Origin of the sequence: Bradyrhizobium iriomotense (genome assembly GCF_018129405.1) — a bacterium.
In the GTDB taxonomy this organism is placed as follows: Bacteria; Pseudomonadota; Alphaproteobacteria; order Rhizobiales; family Xanthobacteraceae; genus Bradyrhizobium; species Bradyrhizobium iriomotense_B.
In genome coordinates, this window is record NZ_JAFCLP010000006.1 from 83,652 (window position 1) to 104,170 (window position 20,519).

Annotated in this window: 30 protein-coding genes; 12 read left to right on the plus strand and 18 right to left on the minus strand. The window is 64.0% G+C overall.

All coding sequences use genetic code 11. From position 1 onward, the window contains the following. Window positions 1-16 precede the first annotated feature (16 nt). The gene (locus JQ592_RS15500) at window positions 17-1,414 is read right to left on the minus strand and encodes a carotenoid oxygenase family protein (protein ID WP_211403706.1); all 1,398 of its coding nucleotides are present in this window, start codon (window positions 1,412-1,414) and stop codon (window positions 17-19) included. A 106-nt stretch (window positions 1,415-1,520) separates the two neighbouring features. Here JQ592_RS15500 and JQ592_RS15505 point away from each other — a divergent pair, with 106 nt between their 5' ends. Continuing rightward, window positions 1,521-2,249, plus strand: coding sequence for a TetR/AcrR family transcriptional regulator (locus tag JQ592_RS15505; protein ID WP_211403707.1), 729 nt, complete (start codon window positions 1,521-1,523; stop codon window positions 2,247-2,249). A 22-nt stretch (window positions 2,250-2,271) separates the two neighbouring features. On the opposite strand, the gene JQ592_RS15510 is transcribed toward JQ592_RS15505, so the two are convergent. Beyond that, a complete protein-coding gene (locus JQ592_RS15510) occupies window positions 2,272-2,877 on the minus strand; it encodes a hypothetical protein (protein ID WP_211403922.1) in 606 nt (201 codons plus the stop codon). Window positions 2,878-3,041: 164 nt separating this feature from the next. On the opposite strand from JQ592_RS15510, the gene JQ592_RS15515 reads away from it, so the two are divergent. Beyond that, the gene (locus JQ592_RS15515) at window positions 3,042-3,599 is read left to right on the plus strand and encodes an SET domain-containing protein (protein ID WP_211403708.1); all 558 of its coding nucleotides are present in this window, start codon (window positions 3,042-3,044) and stop codon (window positions 3,597-3,599) included. Window positions 3,600-3,762: 163 nt separating this feature from the next. Here JQ592_RS15515 and JQ592_RS15520 read toward each other — a convergent pair whose 3' ends face one another. Further along, window positions 3,763-4,161: a hypothetical protein gene (locus JQ592_RS15520; protein WP_211403709.1), complete on the minus strand. Its 399-nt coding sequence runs from the start codon at window positions 4,159-4,161 to the stop codon at window positions 3,763-3,765. 32 nt (window positions 4,162-4,193) lie between these two features. Then, window positions 4,194-4,424 carry a hypothetical protein gene (locus tag JQ592_RS15525; RefSeq protein WP_211403710.1) on the minus strand — a complete coding sequence of 77 codons (231 nt, stop codon included), beginning with the start codon at window positions 4,422-4,424 and terminating at the stop codon, window positions 4,194-4,196. A gap of 101 nt (window positions 4,425-4,525) precedes the next feature. On the opposite strand from JQ592_RS15525, the gene JQ592_RS15530 reads away from it, so the two are divergent. Together JQ592_RS15530 and JQ592_RS15535 are read left to right on the plus strand one after the other, a co-directional pair. Next, a complete protein-coding gene (locus tag JQ592_RS15530; RefSeq protein ID WP_211403711.1) occupies window positions 4,526-5,347 on the plus strand; it encodes a helix-turn-helix domain-containing protein in 822 nt (273 codons plus the stop codon). 67 nt (window positions 5,348-5,414) lie between these two features. After that, complete coding sequence (locus tag JQ592_RS15535) at window positions 5,415-6,080, plus strand: DsbA family oxidoreductase (RefSeq protein ID WP_211403712.1); 666 nt, start codon at window positions 5,415-5,417, stop codon at window positions 6,078-6,080. A 4-nt stretch (window positions 6,081-6,084) separates the two neighbouring features. Here the strand turns inward: JQ592_RS15535 and JQ592_RS15540 are convergent, their stop codons facing one another. Then, window positions 6,085-7,254 carry a GNAT family N-acetyltransferase gene (locus JQ592_RS15540; protein ID WP_211403713.1) on the minus strand — a complete coding sequence of 390 codons (1,170 nt, stop codon included), beginning with the start codon at window positions 7,252-7,254 and terminating at the stop codon, window positions 6,085-6,087. A gap of 163 nt (window positions 7,255-7,417) precedes the next feature. Further along, window positions 7,418-8,854, minus strand: a complete 1,437-nt coding sequence (ccoG, locus tag JQ592_RS15545; RefSeq protein ID WP_211403714.1) for a cytochrome c oxidase accessory protein CcoG — start codon at window positions 8,852-8,854, stop codon at window positions 7,418-7,420. Between the two features lie 208 nt (window positions 8,855-9,062). Here ccoG and JQ592_RS15550 point away from each other — a divergent pair, with 208 nt between their 5' ends. The 3 genes from JQ592_RS15550 to JQ592_RS15560 are packed head-to-tail and all read left to right on the plus strand — an operon-like array spanning window position 9,063 to window position 10,342. After that, entirely contained in the window at window positions 9,063-9,491 is a 429-nt protein-coding gene (locus JQ592_RS15550; RefSeq protein WP_211403715.1) for a YeeE/YedE family protein, read from the plus strand. A 5-nt stretch (window positions 9,492-9,496) separates the two neighbouring features. Further along, complete coding sequence (locus tag JQ592_RS15555; RefSeq protein WP_211403716.1) at window positions 9,497-9,964, plus strand: DUF6691 family protein; 468 nt, start codon at window positions 9,497-9,499, stop codon at window positions 9,962-9,964. Window positions 9,965-9,985: 21 nt separating this feature from the next. Further along, entirely contained in the window at window positions 9,986-10,342 is a 357-nt protein-coding gene (locus JQ592_RS15560; RefSeq protein WP_211403717.1) for a carboxymuconolactone decarboxylase family protein, read from the plus strand. Between the two features lie 82 nt (window positions 10,343-10,424). Here the strand turns inward: JQ592_RS15560 and JQ592_RS15565 are convergent, their stop codons facing one another. Together JQ592_RS15565 and JQ592_RS15570 are read right to left on the minus strand one after the other, a co-directional pair. Beyond that, window positions 10,425-10,757 (minus strand): hypothetical protein, encoded by a 333-nt coding sequence (locus JQ592_RS15565; RefSeq protein WP_211403718.1) that lies wholly within the window; start codon window positions 10,755-10,757, stop codon window positions 10,425-10,427. Between the two features lie 110 nt (window positions 10,758-10,867). Next, entirely contained in the window at window positions 10,868-11,272 is a 405-nt protein-coding gene (locus tag JQ592_RS15570; protein WP_211403719.1) for a hypothetical protein, read from the minus strand. Window positions 11,273-11,424: 152 nt separating this feature from the next. On the opposite strand from JQ592_RS15570, the gene JQ592_RS15575 reads away from it, so the two are divergent. Next, window positions 11,425-11,649 carry a hypothetical protein gene (locus tag JQ592_RS15575; RefSeq protein ID WP_183240245.1) on the plus strand — a complete coding sequence of 75 codons (225 nt, stop codon included), beginning with the start codon at window positions 11,425-11,427 and terminating at the stop codon, window positions 11,647-11,649. A 404-nt stretch (window positions 11,650-12,053) separates the two neighbouring features. Here the strand turns inward: JQ592_RS15575 and JQ592_RS15580 are convergent, their stop codons facing one another. Then, window positions 12,054-12,302: a PilZ domain-containing protein gene (locus tag JQ592_RS15580; protein WP_433996421.1), complete on the minus strand. Its 249-nt coding sequence runs from the start codon at window positions 12,300-12,302 to the stop codon at window positions 12,054-12,056. 178 nt (window positions 12,303-12,480) lie between these two features. Between JQ592_RS15580 and JQ592_RS15585 the strand changes: the two genes are divergently transcribed. Next, complete coding sequence (locus JQ592_RS15585) at window positions 12,481-12,774, plus strand: HdeA family protein (protein WP_211403720.1); 294 nt, start codon at window positions 12,481-12,483, stop codon at window positions 12,772-12,774. 115 nt (window positions 12,775-12,889) lie between these two features. Here the strand turns inward: JQ592_RS15585 and JQ592_RS15590 are convergent, their stop codons facing one another. Continuing rightward, on the minus strand, window positions 12,890-13,354 hold the full coding sequence (locus tag JQ592_RS15590; RefSeq protein ID WP_211403721.1) for a PaaI family thioesterase: 465 nt from the start codon (window positions 13,352-13,354) through the stop codon (window positions 12,890-12,892). A gap of 353 nt (window positions 13,355-13,707) precedes the next feature. Between JQ592_RS15590 and JQ592_RS15595 the strand changes: the two genes are divergently transcribed. Together JQ592_RS15595 and JQ592_RS15600 are read left to right on the plus strand one after the other, a co-directional pair. Beyond that, the gene (locus JQ592_RS15595; RefSeq protein WP_211403722.1) at window positions 13,708-14,004 is read left to right on the plus strand and encodes a hypothetical protein; all 297 of its coding nucleotides are present in this window, start codon (window positions 13,708-13,710) and stop codon (window positions 14,002-14,004) included. A 96-nt stretch (window positions 14,005-14,100) separates the two neighbouring features. Further along, the gene (locus JQ592_RS15600) at window positions 14,101-14,358 is read left to right on the plus strand and encodes a hypothetical protein (RefSeq protein WP_211403723.1); all 258 of its coding nucleotides are present in this window, start codon (window positions 14,101-14,103) and stop codon (window positions 14,356-14,358) included. Window positions 14,359-14,376: 18 nt separating this feature from the next. Here the strand turns inward: JQ592_RS15600 and JQ592_RS15605 are convergent, their stop codons facing one another. Both JQ592_RS15605 and JQ592_RS15610 read right to left on the minus strand, forming a co-directional pair. Continuing rightward, a complete protein-coding gene (locus JQ592_RS15605; RefSeq protein WP_018642771.1) occupies window positions 14,377-14,610 on the minus strand; it encodes a DUF6894 family protein in 234 nt (77 codons plus the stop codon). Window positions 14,611-14,773: 163 nt separating this feature from the next. Continuing rightward, window positions 14,774-14,962 (minus strand): hypothetical protein, encoded by a 189-nt coding sequence (locus JQ592_RS15610; protein WP_211403724.1) that lies wholly within the window; start codon window positions 14,960-14,962, stop codon window positions 14,774-14,776. A gap of 325 nt (window positions 14,963-15,287) precedes the next feature. Here JQ592_RS15610 and JQ592_RS15615 point away from each other — a divergent pair, with 325 nt between their 5' ends. Then, window positions 15,288-15,527, plus strand: a complete 240-nt coding sequence (locus tag JQ592_RS15615) for a DUF2798 domain-containing protein (protein ID WP_211403725.1) — start codon at window positions 15,288-15,290, stop codon at window positions 15,525-15,527. A 708-nt stretch (window positions 15,528-16,235) separates the two neighbouring features. Here the strand turns inward: JQ592_RS15615 and JQ592_RS38250 are convergent. From JQ592_RS38250 to JQ592_RS15645, 6 genes are all read right to left on the minus strand, one after another. Further along, window positions 16,236-16,673: a hypothetical protein gene (locus JQ592_RS38250; RefSeq protein WP_246820464.1), complete on the minus strand. Its 438-nt coding sequence runs from the start codon at window positions 16,671-16,673 to the stop codon at window positions 16,236-16,238. Continuing rightward, entirely contained in the window at window positions 16,640-17,845 is a 1,206-nt protein-coding gene (locus JQ592_RS15625; protein ID WP_211403726.1) for a hypothetical protein, read from the minus strand. Before JQ592_RS15625 ends, JQ592_RS38250 begins: the two co-directional genes overlap by 34 nt. 614 nt (window positions 17,846-18,459) lie before the next feature. Beyond that, entirely contained in the window at window positions 18,460-18,630 is a 171-nt protein-coding gene (locus tag JQ592_RS15630; protein ID WP_211403727.1) for a hypothetical protein, read from the minus strand. A 299-nt stretch (window positions 18,631-18,929) separates the two neighbouring features. Then, entirely contained in the window at window positions 18,930-19,121 is a 192-nt protein-coding gene (locus JQ592_RS15635; RefSeq protein WP_211403728.1) for a hypothetical protein, read from the minus strand. A 433-nt stretch (window positions 19,122-19,554) separates the two neighbouring features. Continuing rightward, complete coding sequence (locus tag JQ592_RS15640; protein WP_211403729.1) at window positions 19,555-19,719, minus strand: hypothetical protein; 165 nt, start codon at window positions 19,717-19,719, stop codon at window positions 19,555-19,557. Between the two features lie 209 nt (window positions 19,720-19,928). Beyond that, window positions 19,929-20,192 (minus strand): PepSY domain-containing protein, encoded by a 264-nt coding sequence (locus tag JQ592_RS15645; protein ID WP_211403730.1) that lies wholly within the window; start codon window positions 20,190-20,192, stop codon window positions 19,929-19,931. Between the last annotated feature and the right edge of the window lie 327 nt (window positions 20,193-20,519).

Consider the following 20,519-nt stretch of genomic DNA (forward strand, 5'->3'; position numbering starts at 1 on the left):
GTGACTCCGGGACGCGCTACGCCGCGCCCACCCAATTGCCGTGAAAGCCGTCGGGCACGCGGTGGCCGAGCTGCACCAATGCGGCGGGGCCGGCTTCGATGTCGGTGGCATTGAACACGGCGAGATCGCTGCGGTTCTCCCGTGCGCGCCAGACCACCGCGAGCAGCCAGCCGTCTCCCTCGGGCGCATCCTTTGACCGTTCGACGAACACAGGCTCGGAGATGGTGTCGCCGGCCGGCAGCAGATAATGGCCGAGCCGCCTGCCGTTGCCGTCGACATGGACGATGCCCGACAGCGCGCCGAACATCGGCAGTCTTGGATTGGCGCAGGCGTACCAGCCGTGACGGCTCTTCAGCCCGGCGCGGCGATCGTCGATGCGCGGGAATTCGCCGGTGAGATCGTCGAGATAGGTCTGCTGGAAGCGGTCGGTATTTCCCGCAAGATCGAACGTCCAGCGGCAATGGCGGGCGCGCGATTTGTCCGGATCCGTCGGCCGGCCGTCGGGATGCGGAAACAGCGGCGCCTCCTCGAACTGCATGACGTCCGCGACGATGCGGTCTCCGTCCTCCCACGCATTCATGACGTGGAAGACGTAGCAGGCCTCGGCTCGAAACCAGACGATGTCCTTCGCCGTGCCGCTGCGCTTCATCACGCCGACATAGGCGCCCTTGTCCGGCTCCCAGGCATAGGGCGGCCGTCCGCTCATCGCGCGCTCCATGCTGCCGGTGATGGGGAGGATCGGAAACAGCACATGGTTTTCGGTGACGATGAAGTCGTGCACCATGCTGGCATAAGGCGCCTCGAAGCGCTCGAAGCGCGTCACCTTGCCCGAGGCGTCGATCGATCCGTAGGAGAGGGCGGGTGTCAGCGGCCCCGCGGCGTTGTAGCCGAAGAACACGAGTTCGCCGGTGACGGGATCGATCTTCGGATGCGCCGTGAAACTGCCGGCAACGCGGCCCTGGTAGTTGTGATAGCCGCGCGTGGCGAGTGAGCCCGGCTCGATCTCGGTCGGCAGATGCGCTTCTTCCAGCGCCAGCAGCTTGCCGGCGTGGAAGATGATGTTGGTATTGGCGACACCGCCGTCGGTCAGGTTCGCCGGGGCATCCGGCAGCTTGCGGCCGAAGCCGCCGAACAGCGCGCGCCCGGCGTCGTGCTCGGCCAGCCATTTCGGCGTGCGGACCCAGCGGTTGCGATAGCTGGCGCGGCCGTCCTCGAGATGAAAGGCGTGCAGCATGCCGTCGCCGACGAACCAGTGCGCGCCTGGAGAATCGAACTGCGGATTGGGGCCGTTGCGATAGAGCGTGCCGTTCAGCTCGCGCGGCAGTTCGCCGATGATTTTCAGGAGGGGAGCGTCAGCCTCGAACGGGATCGGCGCGATATTGTTGCGGCGCTCGGTGATGGCGTCGTGCTGCACGGCGTATCCCTCCCTATCTTTACATCGTAAAGATCGAATAGAACCGATCGCAGCATTCGTCAAGTGAAATCTTTACACTGTCAATATTGCGTCATATAGCTTGCAAATGGCCAAGACCGACACCAAGGGCGAACCGGCGCGAAGCTCGCGTGCCCCGAGAAAAACGACGTCGACCGCTGCGTCGCGTCCGCCCCGCCGCGCGCCGAGCGCAAAGACCGAAACGCCGTATCATCACGGCGCCCTGCGCGAAGCCCTGCTCCAGGCCGCCGAACGCGTGCTCGAGCGCGACGGGCTCGCCGGCCTGACCTTACGGGCGGTCGCGCGCGAGGCGGGTGTCTCGCATGCCGCACCCACCCATCATTTCGGCGATCTCACTGGTCTTCTCAGCGAGCTTGCGGCCGTCGGCTTCCGCCAGTTCAACGCGGCGATGGCGTCGTCCTGCAATGCCGCCACCACGCCGCTCGAACGCGCGCTGGCGCGGCCGAAGGCCTATGTCGCCTATGCGCAGGCCCATCCCGGCATGTACGGCATCATGTTCCGCACCGAGCGGCTGGATTATTCCAGACCGTCGCTGCACGAGGCGGCCGAAGCCTCCTTCGCCGGACTTGCCAACGCCATCGGCATGATGCGGCAGGAGCAGATCAGCGGCGATGCGCTGACCCTGAACCAGGGCGCCGCGATTGCGCGGGCGTGGTCGATGGTGCACGGCTTCACCACGCTGCTGCTGGACGGGCGGCTGAAGGACATCCTGGAGCGGCTGCCCGAGGGGACGACGGCCGAACGCCTGCTCGAGGCGATGCTGACCGCCCCCATCACCACGAAATTTCCCGTGTAGCGGTCGTCGAGCCGGCGAAAGCCTAGCGCATCGTTGCGAGTTCGACGGCGCGGCCGCCTGTGCCGATGATTTTCACCTCATCCTTGCCGCAAGCGAAGCCGCGAGCGAAATCGTCCGCGGCCTTGCGCGCGAGCTCGTTGGCGTTCGGGTTGGCGATGGCATCGACATAGTCGACATGGCAGACCGGGCCCGGCGGCAGCCGGGTCACGACCAGCATGGCCTTGGTGTTCGGCCGTCCCTGCTTGTCGGGATCGCTGCTGTCGGCGATGTGCCAGCGCTGGATGATCGCGAACGGCTTTGTGCCCGCGGCGCGCCATTCGACGGTGGTTTCCGATGAATTGAATGGGGCGAACCAGAGCTTTGCCGCAGGTTCCCCGGCCGCTTCCTTGCGATTGCGCCCGACCGAGACGATCTCGCGAAGATCGTCCTCGGCGATCAGCACCATGAGGCCGTCCTTGCCCGGACAGATGCGCGTCGTGCTGCCGTCGAGCTCGCTGGGCTTGCCGACCTGCCGGCAGGTCTTCGGCGCCGTCGAGGTATAGGTGCTGCCCACGGATTGGGCGTTCGCACCATCGAGGACGGCGTCCATCAGCAACATGGCGAGGCACGCGGAGGTGATGCGGATCATGATGAGACCTTGATGCAGCGGGAACTCCGTACCATCAGACGTCTTCATTGTGGGCAAGGTTCAAACCGGCACGCGAGAGACCTGACAGCGGCGCGGAATCGTTCTAGAAGAGCGGCTTCGCTTGAAGCTCATGCGGCCTCGTTCGCGTCCTCGTTCTCCTGATCATGCCAGCAATCTCGAACAAACCCTATCGCGTCGGCCGCTCCAAGACCGGGCTCGGCCTCTTCGCCACCAAACCGATCAAGAAGGGAACCCGGATCATCCGTTATTACGGACCGATCCTGGACTCCAGGATTCCCGAGCAGGACGAGATCGAGAACAAATATCTGTTCGAGCTCAACGGCCGCTGGACCATCGACGGCTCGGTGCGCAAGAATCTGGCGCGCTACATCAACCATTCCTGCCGGCCCAATGCGGAGTCGGACGTCCGTCCGCGCGAGCGCAAGGTGTTCATCCGCGCCATCAAGAACATCGAGCCGGGCGACGAGATCAACTACGATTACGGCACCGACTATTTCAAAGCCTATCTGAAGCCGATCGGCTGCAAGTGCGTCTCCTGCGAGGCCAAGCGCAAGAAGCTGCGCGCCGAGGCCCGGGCCGAACGCGTCAAGGTGAAGGCGCGCACGGAAGCCAAGGCCAAGAAAGCCGGCCCCAAGGCCGCCAAAAAGAAGAAGCTCAACGGCCACGCCTTCGGCAAGGCCAACGGCCGCGCGCGGGCCTAGCCCGCACTGGCGTCTCTAGCTCCACTGTCATGCCCCGGCCTGACCGGGGCATCCAGTACGCCGCAGCTTTTCCGCATACGTTTACTGCCTCTGGAATACTGGGTCGCCCGGTCCAGTGCGCAATTGCGCACAAGGCCGGGCGACGACAGCAGCGGAGGCGGCCTCACGCCGCCACCACGCCCGCACTCTTCCGCAGTCCCACATATTGCAGCTCGGCGAACACGCCGGTGGCGATCGCCTGCGCGACGACCATGAGCTCGCCCGCGAGGTTCGGCGACACCGCGCCCGAGAGCAGCAGCGCGATGCTGCCGATCGTCCAGGCCGCGTTGCCGATTACGACCAGCAGGACGAGCGGTTTCGCCACCGTGGCCCGCGAGGCGAGCCAGCCGACCAGGGCGGTGTAGGCGATCAGGAACAGGCCGGTCTCGCGCAGCAGCGCTTCGGGCAGGTTGAACAGCGCTGCGAACGCGCTCGCGCCGAAGGTGAAGCCGAGGGCGGCGATGCCGCTGAAGATGGCGTCGGCGAGCAGCGCACGGCGCAGGAAGGTGGATGCGTCGATCATCGTAGGTCTCCTTGCTTGGGGTGGGGTGGAATTCAATGCAGTCCGCGCCACCAGACGCGGAGCAGGCGGGCGAGACGCAACGGGCAGAGGCTCTTGCCGACGCCGTGCTCGAAGGCGATGACCTGCGCGAGGACATAGTCGCCGGTCGAATGCACCAGCGGCTCGGGCATGTTGAGGCCGCGTGCCAGCATCCGGGTTGCGAACGCCATGGCCCAGGGCAAGACGTGGTCTGCGACGGTCCGGTAGAGCAGCAGTGCGATCATGGTCACCTCCTGTTGTGACCGAAGATGCGCGCGTCCGCGCCCCAATTCGATTACCTCGCGGGTAATGGAAGGGCCGAAATCCGCATGCTAGGTTTCTGGTCATGAACGCACATGCATCCACGGCACAGGCCGAACGCAGCCAGCCGGTCCATATCGGCGACCATTTGCGCGAATGGCGGCAGCGCCGCCGCATGAGCCAGCTCGATCTCGCGGGCGAGGCCGAGATCTCGGCACGGCATCTCAGCTTCGTCGAGACCGGCCGCGCCGCGCCCTCGCGCGACATGGTGCTGAGGCTCGCCGAGCGTCTCGACGTTCCCTTGCGCGAACGCAACGTGCTGCTGGTCGCGGCCGGCTATGCGCCGGCGTTCCCGCAGCGTCCGCTGGAGGATCCCGCCTTGAAATCAGCCCGCCAGGCGATCGACCTCGTGCTTAGAGCACACGAGCCCAATCCGGCGCTCGCGGTAGACAGGCACTGGAACCTGGTCTCCGCCAACCGCATGGTGGCGCCGCTGCTCGACGGCATCCCGCAGCATCTGCTCGGCCAGCCCTTCAACGTGCTCAGGCTCGCGTTCCATCCGGAGGCGCTGGCGCCGCGCACGGTCAATCTCGCGGAATGGTGCGGGCATCTTTTGGAGCGCCTGCACCGGCAATGCGAGGCGACGGCCGACCCGGAGCTGATCAAGCTCTACAACGACCTGAAGAGCTATCCCATCCCGGCGCGCGCGGCTCCGCTGTCGAGCGACAATGTCGCTATTCCCTTCAAGCTGCGACATGGTGGAGAGATACTAAGTTTCTTCTCCACCACCATGGTGTTCGGCACGCCCGTGGACATCACGCTGTCGGAGCTCGCATTGGAGACGTTCTTCCCGGCGGACGAGCGCACCGCGGATCGGCTGAAGCAGATCGCGGCAGCTATGACGTAGCGCCCTTGCCTCGGAGCGGGTTCGGCTTATGTTTGGGCCAACCTTTACCGCCAAGGAGGCGCCTGACATGAGCACGCTCAAACCGCTCCAGATCGACGTCGTCTCCGACGTGGTGTGCCCCTGGTGCTATATCGGCAAGCACCGGATCGAGAGCGCGCTTGCGCTGGTGCCCGACGTTCCCGTCAAGCTCAACTTCCGCCCCTTCTTCCTCAATCCCTGGGTGCCGCGCGAGGGCATCAGCCGCGAGGCCTATCTCACCCAGAAGTTCGGCTCGGTCGAGGCCTATAAGGGCATTGCCGGGCGCGTCGTCGCGGCCGCGAGCGAGGAGGGGCTCGTCTACAAGCCGGAGCTGGTTGCGCGTCAGCCTAACACGACCGACTGCCATCGCCTGATCCTGTGGGCCGAGGCCATCGGCAAGGCGCCCGAGATGAAGCAGCGGCTGATGGAGCTGTATTTCCGCGACGGCGGCGATCTCACCGATGTGAACGTGCTGGTGCAGGCGGCCGCCGATGTCGGTCTCGATGCCGAGGACGTGCGCAACCGTCTTGCCACCGACGAGGACGTCGCACGCGTTTCGGCGGATGCGCAGGAAGCGGCCGAGAAGGGCATCTCCGGCGTGCCGACTTACGTGTTCGCGCAGAAATACGCCGTCTCCGGCGCGCAGGATCCGAACCTGCTCGCCCGCGCCATCCGCCAGGTCTCGGAAGAGATCAACGCGCAGGCGGCGGAGTAGCTTCTTATTTTCGAAGCAGATGGACCATGCGTCGCGCAGCATCGTGCGCGACGTTGATGCCGATCAGTGCTGCGTGAATCAAGGCCACCACCGGATCATTCCGCCGCAGCGGGATCAGCACGTCGCCGATCGCGAAGCGTCCCCGCCAGATCGGGTTGATCATGGGGTGATCGGCGCTCGCCGTGGAATCCGCGCTGGCGATGGCGGGATCGGCGCAGAGGTGGCGGGTGAGGTCGAGGGTGAGCTGCACGCCCGGCGAATATTTTGAAAAGCGCTCGTCGATGCCGAGCTTGAAGAAGAAGGCGCGGTCCCGGTGGCGCAGCACGATGCCGGCGGCGACCGGCGTCATGCCGGCGCGAAGCGTGACGATCTCGCACTGCGCGGTCTCCGCCAGCGCCGGCACGGCTCGGCGGATGAAGGTCGCATCGCCCGCATGCTGGACCAGCGCGGTGCCGCGCTTGCCCTTCCAGCCGCTGGCTTCGAGCTGCAGGAAATTTTCGAGCGCCGGTCCGATCTCGTCGGGGCTGCGCGCAACCTCGAACGCGACGGGACCGTGCTCTTCGAGACGATGGCGCTGGCGGCGCAGCTCCTTGAGCTTCTTGGCGCCGAGCGCGTCGCGCAACAGCGTTTCGCCATCCTGCGTCGCATCGAGGCTGGCGCGGATGTAGGAGGAGAGCACGCGCGGCTTCAGGCCGTCGCGGTTCAGAACCTGGTTGAGTGCATTCATCGCTGCGCCGTCGAGCGCGACGTCGTTCAGCACGAGCGCATGCGCGCCAGCCTCGCGCGTCCGCTGCAACAGGCGCGTGGCCGCCTCGATCGGAGCATCGCGATCGATCAACGGGCTGCACAACGTGCCATAGGGATGGGCGCTCACCAGTGCGGGCAGGGGAATCTTTTGGGCGTGCCAGAGCGAGATCACCGGCATCAGCCCGATCAGCCGCGTCGAAGATCCGTCGAATGCCGGCAGCGCCGAGGCGTCCGTGCGGCCGCGCGCACTCGCGCTGACGGCGAGCTCCCAGGCGGGCAGGTAATATCCGTTCGGCTCGATCGCGCGCTGCGCGAGCGCACGCCATTGGCCGGTGTCGACCGCCGCTAGCGGAACGCGCGCGCGCGCTGGAGCGACATCCCTTGCCGATGCCGGATTGATCGCAGCCTGATGCGCGATGTCGACCACGTCCCGTCGTCCCCGTTCACGCGAGCTGAGCCCGTGTTACCGGTCATGCTTAGCGCAAAGATTGGAAAATACCGTTGGGACGCCGCTGCAATTCGAGCGGTAGTGTTAACATTTCATTCAGCATCCGGTCGCGGCTGCCTCCGGCTACTCCGCGGACCGGTGGCTAGTCTCCCGGTACGAAATGATCGCGGGTGCTCGCGCGACCGCCACTGGCCGTATCGGTGATGGCGATCTCGACGTCGCGGGAGGTCTTCGGCAGGTCGGCTGGGCCGACCTGCACCGACAGCCTGACCTCGCGCGTCTGATCCTGCCCGACCTCGATGATGGGCTTGCCGCCGGGACCGGCCTCGATGCCAGCGACGCGAATGACCGCGCCCGGCAGGCCGGAGATGTCGAGCTCGAACGATCGCTGTGCGCCCTTGTTGAGGATGCGCACGGTGTAGTCGTTGCGTACCCCGCCATCCGAAAGCTGGACGAAGAGCGGATTGCGCTCGTGCAGCACGTTGACGTCCATCGTCGCGCGGGTGGCGAGGGCATAGAGCATGATGCTGCCGACGATGGCGATGGCCGCGGCATAGATCAGCGTGCGCGGACGGATGATGCGGTAGATCGGTGCCTTGCCCTCGCGCCGGCGCTGCATGTTGATGTCGGTGTCGTAGCCGATCAGGCCTTTGGGCCGGCCGATCTCCTGCATGACGTTGTCGCAGGCGTCGATGCAGAGGCCGCACTGGATGCAGCCGAGCTGGATGCCGTTGCGGATGTCGACGCCGGTCGGACAGACATTGATGCACTGGTGACAGTCGACGCAGTCACCGGCGAGATCGCCGTGGGCACGGGCCGCATCCGCCTTCTTCACCGACATGCGCGGTTCGCCGCGGTCGCGGCGATAGGTGACGTTGAGCGCCCATTCGTCGGTCAGCGCCGCCTGGATGCGCGGCCACGGGCACATGTAGATGCACATCTGCTCGCGGGCGTGACCGGCAAAGACGTAAGTCGTGGCGGTGAGGATGCCGATCCAGAGATAGGCGATGAACGGGGCCTGGAAGGTGGCGAGCTCCTTCACCAGCGTCGGCGCATCGGAAAAGTAGAGCACCCAGGCGCCGCCGGTCCACCACGCGATCATGATCCAGAGAAAGTGTTTCAGCGCGACTTTCCGAATGTGCTCGAGCGTCCAGTAGCGCTTGTCGCCCTGCATGCGCTCGCGCCGGTCGCCCTCGACCCAGCGCTCCACCGCGTAGAACAGGTCGGTCCACACCGTCTGCGGGCACATGTAGCCGCACCACAGCCGGCCGGCGACCGCATTCATCAGGAACAGCGTCATGGCCGCGATGATCAGCAGGCCGGTGAAGTAGTAGACCTCCTGCGGCCACAGCTCGATGAAGAAGAAGTAGAAGCGCCGATGCGGAAGATCGATCAGCACTGCCTGGTCCGGCAGGCCCGGCCCGCGGTTCCAGCGGACGAACGGCAGGAGATAGTAGGTTCCGAGCGTGACGCAGAGGATCGCCCATTTGATGCGGCGGAAGGGGCCGCGGACCGATTGGGGATAGACCTTCCTGCGCTTCTCGTAGAGAGGCCCTTCGATGAAGGTGTCGTCAGTCATGCAGCGCTCCGGGCGTCAATGCCAGCGAGCCCGATTCCGGTGCGCAGAAGAGGCGGTACAGAGTTGCCGACACCGAGCGGACCTTCCGGCTCGCGATGCTGTAATATCGCGATGCTGTAATATAGCGTCTCACCGTCATGCCTGGATTTGACTAGGCTCAATGCGCGCAGCTTTCCGAGATGCTGGGACTGTGCCGCCGGAGGATCTGATGGTTTCGACATCATTTACGCCGATTGCCTCCCTCGTCGGCGGTGCGCTGATCGGGCTATCCGCCGTTCTGCTGATGTGGGCGAACGGACGCATCGCCGGCGTCAGCGGCATCGCGGCGCGGCTCTTTCCGCCTTACGAAGACGGCGAGTTTGCCGGCCGGCTCGCCTTCGTCGCCGGTCTCGTCGTCGCCCCCGTGCTGGTCCTGCTTGTCACCGGGCGTCTTCCAGCGCAGACGATCGCGGCCGGGCCGGCCGTCCTGATCATCGGCGGATTGCTCACCGGTTTCGGTTCGGTGTGGGGCAGCGGCTGCACCTCCGGCCATGGCGTCTGCGGCCTGTCGCGGCTGTCGGTGCGCTCGCTGGTCGCGACCATGACCTTCATGGCGGCAGGCATGGCGACCGTCTTCGTGATGCGGCACTGGAGCTGATGGCAATGGCAATCCTCGTTCAATTCGCGATCGGCCTGATCTTCGGCATCGGCCTCATCGTCTCCGGCATGTCGAACCCGGCCAAGGTGCTGAACTTCCTGGACATCGGCGGCATTCCGGCAGGGACATGGGATGCGAGCCTCGCCTTCGTGATGGCGGGCGCGGTGGCCGTGACCTTCATCGGCTTCAATCGCGTCCTAAAGCTCGCGCGTCCGTTCTTCGCCGATCGATTTTATCTGCCGACCCGGCGAGACATTGATCCCAGGATCGTCGCAGGTCCCGCGATCTTCGGTGTCGGCTGGGGATTGGCGGGCTTCTGTCCGGGTCCGGCGCTGACAGCGCTCGGATTCGGGTCGGCCTCCGCGGTCATCTTCGTTGCGGCGATGTGCGCCGGCATGGTGCTCGCCCGTTTCATCGCTCACCTGCCGTCATTGACGCGCTTCGTCACGCCGGCCGATCCGCTCGAAACCTGAAGTCACAGTAGAGACTAAGTCATGGACAAGAACTATCCCGAAATCACGCGGCAAATCTCCGCCAACATGAAGAAGCTGCGGAGCGACATTCCCGACACCATGAAGGGATTTGCCGCGCTGGCCCAGGCCGCGACCCGCGACGGCGCGCTGGACAAGAAGACCAAGGAACTGATCGCGCTGGCGCTCGGGGTCGCCGCGCATTGCGACGGCTGCATCGGCTTTCACACCGAGGCGCTCGTCAAGCTCGGCGCAACGCGCGAGGAGATCGAGGAGACGCTCGGCATGGCCGTCTATATGGGAGGCGGGCCGTCGCTGATGTACGCCGCCGATGCAATCGCGGCCTACGAGCAGTTCCGGCAGCAATCCGTCGCCGCCTGATTCCGTTCAACCGGCATGCGGAAGCGGCGGGACCGGGCGAGTTGTCTCGCCCGGTCCCGCTCATCAATCACGCGTTCATCGATCACCAGCGGTCGTCGACACCGACGCCAACGCTGACACCGGGCGCGCGAATGCCGACCCCGGCGCGCGGGCCGTCATCCCAATCGCGGTGATAGGTCCGGCGCTCGTAATAGCGTTCGCGCGGCATGTAGTTATAGGAATCCCGCACGATGACACGCGAACCGCCGCGCGTGCGATAGCAGCGGCCGGTATCGTCGCAGACAAGTCGTACCTGCTGGACGAGATCCGGATTGGTGTATTCGCTGCTCGTGTAGATATCGGAAGCCTTCGCCCCCGAGGCGGCGGCCAAAGCACCCACGCCCGCCAACAGCGCAATAGTCAACGTCCTCATCATGTCCTCCTCGAAACTGCCCTCGGCGGTAACAAGAAGGGGAGGCGGTGATCGTTCCCGGCCGCAATACTGGTTTTTCCCGGAACCGCACCTTCGTCAATCGCGGATTGTTCCTAGATCGGCTCGTAAGTCTCGGTCCCGCAAATGTCGTCGGCTTCGGCGCGCCGGCGATCGACGACCTTTCCGCCATTGATGGTCACGATGTAGGTCTGGGCGCCGAGAGAAGTGCCGGTTGCGGAGGTGAGCTGCGCACGGACGCAGGCGGTCCAGCCCGGTCCTCGCACCTCGTGATGGGGCGGGGCGACATGAACCTCACGTGGATAGGACGTGGTGAGAAACACCACGTCGATCTGCTCGCGCACCACGCGCTTGACGTCGGGGGGCGGCTCCGGCGGCGGCTGCTCGGCTTCCTTGATGCGCATGAACTCGGGCACCGGCGCCCGGCTGTCGGCAAAGCCGCATGCACCGAGCGCGAGCGCGCCGGCCAGCAGCGCCGCATTGGCAATGATCCGCAACATCCGTGAACGTCCCCTGCGGGCGAACAGATAGGCACGAATGCGATCCGGCGAAGTCCGCCCCGATCAAGATTTGCTGAAGGCGCGGAACCCGCGGCATTTGCTATTACGGGATTGCAGGCTAGTTTGTACCCCACGCGAGGGGGATTGCATCGATGAGGATTTTGGTCATAGCGGCTGCGGTGCTGGCGCTGGCGTGCGGCTCGGCTGAGGCGCAGGGGCGGCGTCAGCCCAATGACGGCGCCAAGCCGGCGGATAACAAGCCGAAGGTCGACGAGAAAGCCTACAAGGCCGCGCTCGAGCGTATTCCCGAGCCGAAGGAAAAGTACGATCCGTGGGGCGGGGCCCGCCCGAGCGAACCCGCCAAGAAGCCGAAATGACCCACGGCGGGTATCGCGGACTGGTCCGCGAATTCCGCAAACACTTGTTCTGATCACAATGCGGCCACGCGCCCCCCTGGGGAGAGTTCGGGGCGGCAGTGGCGCAACGTCCGCTTCTCGGCACTACGAGACATCGCGGCGGACACCGGCGGTCACTCTGAGGTCGCTACCTCGATCGGCGACCGCAAAGTTGCGTTTGGCAGACGAGGGCCATCGCCAGAGTCGCGCGCGATCGATCGTCCCGGGGACGATTTCTTGATGTCGTCGGCGGTCACACGCGCGATCATCGCACTCGTGGTCGCGAGCTGACGCGGTCGCGAGCTGACGCTGGCGCGCCGCCACCATATCGAGCAATCATGATCGTGTTGTGCATGTGATGCGAACACTCGTTCACATCGCGTGTGCTATTGCACGAAAGCGAGGCCGATGCGTTTGTCGCTGCGCCACACGGGGCGGCAATTCCGCACGAAATTGTCACGTGCGATCGAGAGTGTGAACGATTGCGGCAATGTCACCGGGCTATCGAGGTCGATCGCCGCGCCGCTTTCCGACATGTTTCGCACCGTGCACGCGATGCCGCCGTCTTCGAAGGTGATCGTTCCGCCCTTGAAAACACGGTGCCGCTGTGCTGCGCGCTTCTCGATCATCGGCATTAATCCATCGTGACGATTGTGAAATAGTGCATAGAAATTACGTTGAAATGAACTCAATACTGGCGCTACTTGCATGGCGCTTCAGACTTCGTTTACGACGTTGGAGCGGTGAGTCACGTCCCGCCGACTTTCCTCACGATCCTTTCCTTTATGGCGTTACGCGCCGATGGAGATATTGATGAAGACTTCGCTTTCGCTTCTGTTCGCCGCAGCGCTCTCGCTGACATCCATGCCCGCCCACGCCGCCAAGTGGGACCTCTCGACCATGAGCTGCAAGCAGTTCCTCGAGAGCGGCGAAGACAACATCGCGGTCGTGCTGACCTGGATGGACGGCTGGTACAAGGGCGACGAGGACAACGCGATCATCGACACCGAGGTGTTCATCGAGAACGCCAAGAAGTTCGGTGCCTATTGCGGAAAGAATCCGACCGTCAGCGTCGTCACCGCGGCCGACGAGATCCTCGGCAAGTAATTATTGAAGCGTGCCGACTGAGACACGATCGCATTCGTGCCTCGGTCTGGCGTCGACGTCATCGAGAGCCGCGGCGCGCCTTGCGCTCACGCGGCTCTCATTTTTCAGATGAGGCTCAGCCCGGCAACATCGCGAACGCGCTCGACACCATCGCCACCGGCTTGTTGTCGGCGGCCGACAGCAGCGTGACGCGGCCGAAGCTCATGGTGCGGCCGAGCCGCACCACGCGGGCGTCCGCGAGCACGTCCGACGATGAGGCTGCGCGCATGAAATGCGTGGTCTGGTCGACCGTCGTCATCGGACGGTAGCCGCGATTGGCGGCAAGGATGGCGATCACCATGGCGGTGTCGGCGAGGGCCATCAGCGCCTGGCCGCAGACCACCCCGCCGCTCCGGCACAGCCGCTCCGAAAACGTCATGCGCAGCAGTGCGCCCGGCTGCCAGTCGGGATCATCTGCCGGCGGTGCATGCTCGATGCGCTCGACCGAGAGGTTGAGATCCTGGACCCAGGGCGCGAAGACCTCGCCGAGGATGCGTCGGGCATCATTGATGCCGAACTCGGCTTCTGGCTGCGATGGCATTGCTGTCGTGTCCTCCATTGTTGCCGGATGTTTCGGCCATTCTGCCCGCATCGGCGCGGCAAAGTCACCCGGCTGGTGCCGGTCCCGTCGGCTTGAAAATGCCTGACTTGGCCCGATATGATGCCGTGGTTGGGTACAGGTGGGCGATGTTGCGTCGGTATGTCCTCGTCTTTTGTCTGGTTGCGCTCGGTCTTGCGCTGAACGGGTGCACCAGGTGCGGCCCGATCTGGGACGACTGGCTGCACACGCCGAAATCGTGCCGATCGTAGCGGTCCCTGCGGCTCCCAGCGCCGCGCTGGGATGACAAGGCACGGGCGATCCGCGCCTCCATGAAATGATCTGAGGAGTCAAAGATGAAGCTTTTCCGTATGGCGGCGGTGTTGCTGGCCGTGCTGGCGGGACCGGCCTATGCGCAAATGCCCAATCTCAATTTGCTGCAGGACGGTCCGGGCAAGACCCCGGAGGAGAAGGCCGCGGAAGCCGAGCGTGACAAGGCCTACAAGGAAACGCTGAAGAAGATTCCGGACGCCAAGGCGTCCAACGATCCCTGGGGCGGCATGCGCTCCGATCCGCCGAAGCAGCCGGCGGCGCCGAAGGCGGCCGCCACCAGCGCGCCGAAGAAGACCAAGACCGGCACAGCCGCGAACTGAGCCTTTCGGCCGGAGGCGGCGCCTTCCGGCCGGGACTCCTCTTCGTCCGGCCACTCCCTACATTGAGCGCAGGTATTGCGTAGAGGAGGGGAGGTCATGGCCGATCGTCCGCGGGATCTCGCCGAGCGGATGGCGCGCCGGCGCGAGGCCGGTGGCAGCAAGCCGGGCGGGCGCTCCGGCGACGGCTATCTGCGCGAGACCTTCACGCTGCCGCGTGCAGCGGCGCGGGCGAGGGCGGAGGCCTTCTTCGCCCGCTATCCCAAGGCCGGCTATATGAGCGCGGTCGAGACCTGGCGCGAACTGCCCGGCGGCGACATCGAATTCACCATGCGGCGGCTGCCCAGCGCCGATTGAGGGACAACGTCCTCGCGTCTAGTCGAGCGTCTCGGCGACGATGCGGATGCGGAACACCGGCTCCTTGGCCTCGTCCAGGAGCTCCATGTGCCATTCGGAATTTTCCTGGAGCTTGCGGGCGATCCCGGCGGCCATGTCGGCGCAGACGCTGGTCATCTCCTTCCAGGCCGAATCGCGATCGGAAAATTCCGTCGCCTGGTCCGCACAGCCGGAATAGCGGCCGTTGCGGATTCGGAAGAAGTAGAGCGGCATGGCTGGCACCGGTCGCGTGAAGGCCCCGCCCCCAAGGCCGTGGCCGGGCAGTGCAATCCCAAACTCCCGGCAGATCAATTCCGGGTGTCTACGGAGGACATGCGGCTTCGTTCAGGGTACGCCGCGCTGCACAAGGATGCCCGGCTCGATCAGGCTGTCTTGATCAGGCTGTCTTGCGCCCGATGGCCTTCAGTTCCCGATCGATGCGCAGCTGCACCCGCCGGATCGCCAACAGGTCGATCTTGGTCTCGGTCTTGCCGGACTTGACCTGCTCCCCGATGCGGAACTGCCACCGCCAGACTCCGGGAATCGCCGTCTTGGCGACGGTGAACTCGACGCCCCTGTGATTCATGGCCACCTCCCACGATTCACCATCCATCACTGCACACATGTTGGCCGTCATAATATTCCAGGGACAAGCGAAATCTGCAGGTAACTCGTGGATAGCTCACGGAAATCTCGAAAGCGCGTGCGTCATCGCCCGGCCAGGAACTTTGTTCATGGCCGGAGAACCACGGAGTCAGTTCAATGCTCATGCTGCCCGAGACTCTTGATCCAGATCAGTCTCCGGATTCGAAAATGCGCGGGCGCTGAACGGCAAGCGATCAGGCGCATCTTGGTGCGCGGGGCGGCACGTGCCTTGCTTGGCCGCATGACGGCAATAACAAGGGCGCGTCATGCTCGGCATTCCCCGCCGCTACAGTCATTTCGTCTTCGGCGTCATCCAGTCCGGATTGACCTCGCTGATCGCGGCGGGAATCGCCAGCTTTCCCGCTGATGGCGCCATCCTGTTCGTTCGGCACTGGATGGTGTCGTGGCTGATCGCATGGGCCGCGATGCTGCCCATGGTGCTGCTGGCGGCGCCCGCGATCCGCGCCTTCTCGCTGCGGCTGACGCGGGAGGAGAGCGGCGCGTGAACGGCCGGCGCGCACGAAAAAAACCCGCTTGGGGAGAGCCAAGCGGGGAGAAGGTTATTGGAGGCTGAGGTGCTGGGCTGCAACACCATAAGCCGAGCGACCCTAACCGGCTGAGCTTACGGCAGCCTGACAGGCTCGCGAATCGAATCGGCACCGGCTTCAACGACGCACAGGCCCGCAAACAGAAAACCCCGCTCGGGGAGAGCGGGGTCGTCGACTGTGTATGGAGGCCCGGTGTTGGTCCATCGGGCTCTTCGAGCCTAGGCGAGTTGGCTTACAGAGGCCTGACGGCGAAAACGAAAGCAGCGCTGAGCAGGCCGCAGACTGGCCCCGCACCGGTCCCAATTTTGTCACCCGATCGCACCACTCAGGCCACAGCCGCAGGCAAGATTCCGCCGAGTCCGGTGCTGCCATGGGGGAACGTGGCGCGCACCGGCAACGGGGTGGCATCATGGATAACGTAGAGCGGTCATTTGCCGCCGCGACGGCGGCTGGCTTCGTGGTGTTGGTCATCGGCATCGCGCTGCTGGCGCTGCTGTAGGGCTCACGTAACGCGGGGCAGACGGCGGCCGGCTCCGGGCGGACATGCCCGCACGCGGGTCGTGGGCGCCATGGACGCCTCCAAGTCCTGCAAAAGCTGCAAAACAACCCCATGCACAGTAGGTCGCCGTGGGATTGTTTCACGCAATCAATGGCTTAGTGGTAGTATTAAAGTACCGTTAGCGGGCGGCTATCGTCGCTGACGTCCCGGCGGACCTGATGAACCTTGATCGTATCCAGCGGGAGGCGGAGCTCGGCGGCCCGCTCTTCGCGGTCCTTCTTGCGGAACTCGTTTTCCTTGCGCTCGAACTTGATCATCTCCTCTTGCGCCGTCACCAGTAGATGATTGCGCCCGATTGCATCGTGCTGCGTGTTTTCCGCCATGACCGAGATCCCCATTGTTGCGGTCCAATCCCAGAGAAGGCCGCAGAGCACCGAAAGGTTTCGCAGGATTGCGCAAGCATGACGGCACGCGGCGGCTGCGTCTTTGATGCGCGTCATGTTCTCGCGCCGCTCTATCTTTCCAGGGCCGGGCTTCGCAGTTTGCGCTACGCGGCCCTTCGAATCATGCTTCAGCGCGTGAGCAGCGGCGGCCGCAACATCCATGCCGTGGCGATCGCGCGGCGGGCGGCGCGCAACTCGGCGGCATAGCCGAGCAACATGAATAGCCCCAGCTCACGGCTGATGCGGCCATGCGCTATCGCAAGCAGGCAGAGGTACAAGAGCGCGCAGGCCGCGAAGCGGAACCCAGCGGAAATCCGCGCCATCGCGAAGGTATCCCGGCGGAAGCGGGTCGCAACCAGTAGTACGAGGATGACACCGGCCGGCCAGCCGAACTCGATCGCGGCCTGCAAGAATGCGTTGTGGGGCGAGAAGCCCTTGATGCAGGACCGCGCGAGAAAGCCGTCGAGACCGATTCCGAACGGGCCGGCATTTGGGATGGCGGCAGCAGCATCGATGTAGAGCTGCTTGCGGACCGCTATCGAGTTGTCGATGTCGATCGGCGGGCAGTGCGCCGCGTCAGCTGGATCCGGCAGGTAAAGACGTGCATCCGGTGCCCGCGCGGCAAGATCCCCGACCGTCGCCGCGTGGTGCAGGAAGATCGTCGCCTGGTGCCAGCGCGCAGCAGCGCCCAGCACGCTCGCGCTCATCACGATCAAGCTGATCAGGATGGCGGCCCTGCGGCCTGCGCCGGCGGGCTTCAGCGCGATTGCGGCAAGAAGCGACAGACCCAGCGCAATGAACGTGAACCGCACCATGGAGGCGGCGAATATTGCCGCGGGCAACGACGCCGCCAGCCCCAGGAGGGTGACTTGGCGTACGGAGAGCTTTTCCGACGTCGCGATCGTCAGCACCAGCAGGCCGAGCAGCGCTGCACATTGCGTCGGCGCAGCGTCGAATTGGTCGAAGACGAGAGGCTTGCCATGGCTCCAGGTCCACTGCTTGGCCAGCGCGATCGCCGTTGCGACGGCAACGGCGAGCACGGCGGCTGATGCGACCGCAAAGAAGCCGGGCGCGAGCAGGTGCCTGCCTGAGAGTCGCGCGGCCGGATAGGCGGCGAGGGTGAGGCTGAGCAGCGCCAGCTCTTTGATGTCGCCGGCGACGCCATTGATCGCGACCGAAATGCCGACGAGCGCCACGAACGCGGTGAACAGCAGATCGGTTGCGTGCGGGCGGAACTGCCTCCAGTCGCCAAACGCGATCAGCAGCACCGTCGGGACTGCGAGCAATGCGCCGGTGAAGAGGGATCCCGCGCCGGCCAAGCCATGAGCGAGCACGGCAAGGGGACCGGCAGCAAGTAATACTCCGAACAGCGTCGACCTGAAGCACGCGAAGTTGAAGATCAGCCCAACTCCCGTAGCGTCGCTCTGGTTGATCGAAAGGCGGCGCTTATTTCACAGCTTGCGCGTGAAGACAAGGCTCCGCCGCCTGCCGCACTTTGATGGGCGATGCCGTCAGTCATTGAGCTTCCTGGAGCATGAAAGAGGCAGCCAATTGAGGCGGCCTCGGGTCATCCAAGGAATTTGTCGAACGCCACCAAGGCACCAAAGGCGCTCGCGGTGACGGCGAGGAAGGCGGCAAAATACCAGAGGCGATACATGCCGGGATAACCAGTGCGCATCGCAAAGGTTCTGAAAGCAACAATCTCCTCGCCCTGTCTGGTGGTCTAAAGCGCCGAGATCCGGATGAATCGTCATTGCTCTCGAGGTTGTCGTGTCCGCATGATCTTTCCGGAACACCGCTTTGCGCTACGCGACCCTTCGGGTTCGGATCATGCTCGAGGCCGTCGATGCGCAAGCCTTTGCGACGGAGCGGCCGTCGCACGGTCAGATCAGAAACGTCCCATGACAGTCAGTCCCATGACAGTCATATGAAACTGTCGATGTTCGCCTCAGTGGACCTTGATGATCTTATCCAGGGGAAGGCGAAGCTCCGCCGCTCGCTCCTGGCGGTCCTTCTTGCGGAACTCCGTTTCTCGCCGCTCGAACTCAATCAGCTCTTTCCGGGCTGCGTCCAACAGGCGATCTTTTGGCGCCATGCCAAGATGGGTCGGTTCCGTCATCACACACGCTCCCCGTCGCTCAGCCGCTGACCCCTAGACAAGATCGGGAACAGCGGGAAGGTTCGAGTGCCGTAAAATTACGGATTTATGACGGCAGTGGCCGTATCAGGGTTTGGAAAAAAGCGCGGCCGGGCTCGAAATCAGCGTCCCGGCGGCGCTCTATTTTCTAACTGAGCGCTGAAATCCCAGTTGAGCTCAATGTGCAGCGGCCATGCCACAGGTTTGTGACGCGATCACCTACGGCCGATCAGCAACGAGGATCGCCGTCAGCAACACCGCTACGCGCACCACATTGCAGCTCAATCGCGCATGGATCTGACGGATGGTTCGATCGTGAGGCGGTAGGCAATCAATTTGCTGCCGTCGAAGGTCTCCAGCGGCGTGTCGCACGCCGGGCAGCGATACTCGCCTTTTTCCCCGGGCTGTGACCATAATTCCAGGCGACGAAAGCCGGCGCCGCACTCGGAACAAATCACGTCGCTTTTTCTCATGGCGGTCTCACGCTGCGCGCCGCCTCAATTCTTTAGCACAAGTTTGGTTGCATAGAACGGATTTCCGAAAATGCCGGATATTTTGATCATTTGTCCCGTGACAGGGCAGGCCGTCTTCACCGGATTGAATACGGAGACCGTTGTGTTCGAAACGCTCCCGCCCATCGAAATACCTCTCAAGTGCCCGCGCTGCGGCCAAACGCATCGCTGGAAGCCGAAGGACGCTTGGGTGTCCCAGCCCAGCGATCCAACGCGGCATTAAAGCGCGATGAGATTTAGATGAATCGTCATCGCGCTTCAGGTTGTTGTTTACGCATGATCTTTCCGGAAAACCGCTTCGCACTTTGCGCTACGCGGCCCTTCGGGTCCGGATCATGCTTTAGCGAATGAGGATGCGCGGGTAGAATGAAAGAGGCCGCCAGCTGAGGCGGCCCTACTCTTCCTTCTCGGGTGGTGCGCCGAGTCTGTTGCCGAGGAAGGTGTTGGGGACAGGCAGGCGGAGCAGTTCCAGCGAGCGCGCACAAATTTGCCGGGTTCGCTCGATTTCGTCGGCGATCAGGGCGGTCTGAATCCAGATTTTTTGAAGATATTTCGACATGGCGGCGCTCCCTGTCAGCAGGCGGGAGCGCGCTCGGTCTCTCAGCCACCGACGCCTACGGGCAGAGCCGAAGCCGGTGATGCGGGTAAACTACCACGGGTCGCCTTGGTTCAGACATGAATTTAGGAGACTGGCCAGAACAAACTGGGACACCCGGGAGCAAATACGGACAGTGCCCAAAATCGGGTGCTGCCCTAGTTAGGCTACTCCTAGCGATCGGGCCGTGCAGATATGATCTCGCCCGTCTTGGGGTCGGCGTGAAACTTCATCTTCTGGCCATCCTTGATGCCTTCGCCTTCCCATCGGCCATCGTGGGCTTCGATTTTGCTAACCAGCGTAAAGCCCGCCTTGAGAACCTTCTCGACGACTTGCTGGATTGGCATCCAGTCCGCCCCCGGTTGTTCGGCGTGCGCGAAGTTTGCCGAACCCGCCGATAGCCCCACCGCGAGAACAACAGGTGCAATCCTATCCATGCGGGACCTCCTCGCGGCTGGGGGACCAACGAGTTTTGCGGCATTTGGAATAAAGGACACTCCCAAATTCAACTTAGGACAGTGAGGGGCAAATACGGACAGTGCCCAAAACCGGGTGCTGTCCTGATTAGGACACCCGCGTGGGCAGATCAGGACACCGCCCTATTCGCGCCACAAGGAGATTTTGGCCGATCAGGACGACAACGAGGAAGACGGCGTGTTCAAATGAAAGAGGCCGCCAACTGAGGCGGCCTTATCTTTGAATTATAAACGGCCCCAACTGGGGGCCGCCAACCCGCTGATGGGGTTTTCCTCCAGCAGTCGGGG

Excerpts from the sequence above, each read along its gene's own strand:
- JQ592_RS15505 (WP_211403707.1), top strand. The coding sequence starts at position 1,521 with ATGGCCAAGACCGACACCAAGGGCGAACCGGCGCGAAGCTCGCGTGCC.
- JQ592_RS15510 (WP_211403922.1), bottom strand. The coding sequence starts at position 2,877 with ATGATCCGCATCACCTCCGCGTGCCTCGCCATGTTGCTGATGGACGCC.
- JQ592_RS15515 (WP_211403708.1), top strand. The coding sequence starts at position 3,042 with ATGCCAGCAATCTCGAACAAACCCTATCGCGTCGGCCGCTCCAAGACC.
- JQ592_RS15520 (WP_211403709.1), bottom strand. The coding sequence starts at position 4,161 with ATGATCGACGCATCCACCTTCCTGCGCCGTGCGCTGCTCGCCGACGCC.
- JQ592_RS15525 (WP_211403710.1), bottom strand. The coding sequence starts at position 4,424 with ATGATCGCACTGCTGCTCTACCGGACCGTCGCAGACCACGTCTTGCCC.
- JQ592_RS15530 (WP_211403711.1), top strand. The coding sequence starts at position 4,526 with ATGAACGCACATGCATCCACGGCACAGGCCGAACGCAGCCAGCCGGTC.
- JQ592_RS15535 (WP_211403712.1), top strand. The coding sequence starts at position 5,415 with ATGAGCACGCTCAAACCGCTCCAGATCGACGTCGTCTCCGACGTGGTG.
- ccoG (WP_211403714.1), bottom strand. The coding sequence starts at position 8,854 with ATGACTGACGACACCTTCATCGAAGGGCCTCTCTACGAGAAGCGCAGG.
- JQ592_RS15550 (WP_211403715.1), top strand. The coding sequence starts at position 9,063 with ATGGTTTCGACATCATTTACGCCGATTGCCTCCCTCGTCGGCGGTGCG.
- JQ592_RS15555 (WP_211403716.1), top strand. The coding sequence starts at position 9,497 with ATGGCAATCCTCGTTCAATTCGCGATCGGCCTGATCTTCGGCATCGGC.
- JQ592_RS15560 (WP_211403717.1), top strand. The coding sequence starts at position 9,986 with ATGGACAAGAACTATCCCGAAATCACGCGGCAAATCTCCGCCAACATG.
- JQ592_RS15565 (WP_211403718.1), bottom strand. The coding sequence starts at position 10,757 with ATGATGAGGACGTTGACTATTGCGCTGTTGGCGGGCGTGGGTGCTTTG.
- JQ592_RS15570 (WP_211403719.1), bottom strand. The coding sequence starts at position 11,272 with ATGTTGCGGATCATTGCCAATGCGGCGCTGCTGGCCGGCGCGCTCGCG.
- JQ592_RS15575 (WP_183240245.1), top strand. The coding sequence starts at position 11,425 with ATGAGGATTTTGGTCATAGCGGCTGCGGTGCTGGCGCTGGCGTGCGGC.
- JQ592_RS15580 (WP_433996421.1), bottom strand. The coding sequence starts at position 12,302 with ATGCCGATGATCGAGAAGCGCGCAGCACAGCGGCACCGTGTTTTCAAG.
- JQ592_RS15585 (WP_211403720.1), top strand. The coding sequence starts at position 12,481 with ATGAAGACTTCGCTTTCGCTTCTGTTCGCCGCAGCGCTCTCGCTGACA.
- JQ592_RS15590 (WP_211403721.1), bottom strand. The coding sequence starts at position 13,354 with ATGCCATCGCAGCCAGAAGCCGAGTTCGGCATCAATGATGCCCGACGC.
- JQ592_RS15595 (WP_211403722.1), top strand. The coding sequence starts at position 13,708 with ATGAAGCTTTTCCGTATGGCGGCGGTGTTGCTGGCCGTGCTGGCGGGA.
- JQ592_RS15600 (WP_211403723.1), top strand. The coding sequence starts at position 14,101 with ATGGCCGATCGTCCGCGGGATCTCGCCGAGCGGATGGCGCGCCGGCGC.
- JQ592_RS15605 (WP_018642771.1), bottom strand. The coding sequence starts at position 14,610 with ATGCCGCTCTACTTCTTCCGAATCCGCAACGGCCGCTATTCCGGCTGT.
- JQ592_RS15610 (WP_211403724.1), bottom strand. The coding sequence starts at position 14,962 with ATGAATCACAGGGGCGTCGAGTTCACCGTCGCCAAGACGGCGATTCCC.
- JQ592_RS15615 (WP_211403725.1), top strand. The coding sequence starts at position 15,288 with ATGCTCGGCATTCCCCGCCGCTACAGTCATTTCGTCTTCGGCGTCATC.
- JQ592_RS38250 (WP_246820464.1), bottom strand. The coding sequence starts at position 16,673 with ATGGATGTTGCGGCCGCCGCTGCTCACGCGCTGAAGCATGATTCGAAG.
- JQ592_RS15630 (WP_211403727.1), bottom strand. The coding sequence starts at position 18,630 with ATGACGGAACCGACCCATCTTGGCATGGCGCCAAAAGATCGCCTGTTG.
- JQ592_RS15635 (WP_211403728.1), bottom strand. The coding sequence starts at position 19,121 with ATGAGAAAAAGCGACGTGATTTGTTCCGAGTGCGGCGCCGGCTTTCGT.
- JQ592_RS15640 (WP_211403729.1), bottom strand. The coding sequence starts at position 19,719 with ATGTCGAAATATCTTCAAAAAATCTGGATTCAGACCGCCCTGATCGCC.
- JQ592_RS15645 (WP_211403730.1), bottom strand. The coding sequence starts at position 20,192 with ATGGATAGGATTGCACCTGTTGTTCTCGCGGTGGGGCTATCGGCGGGT.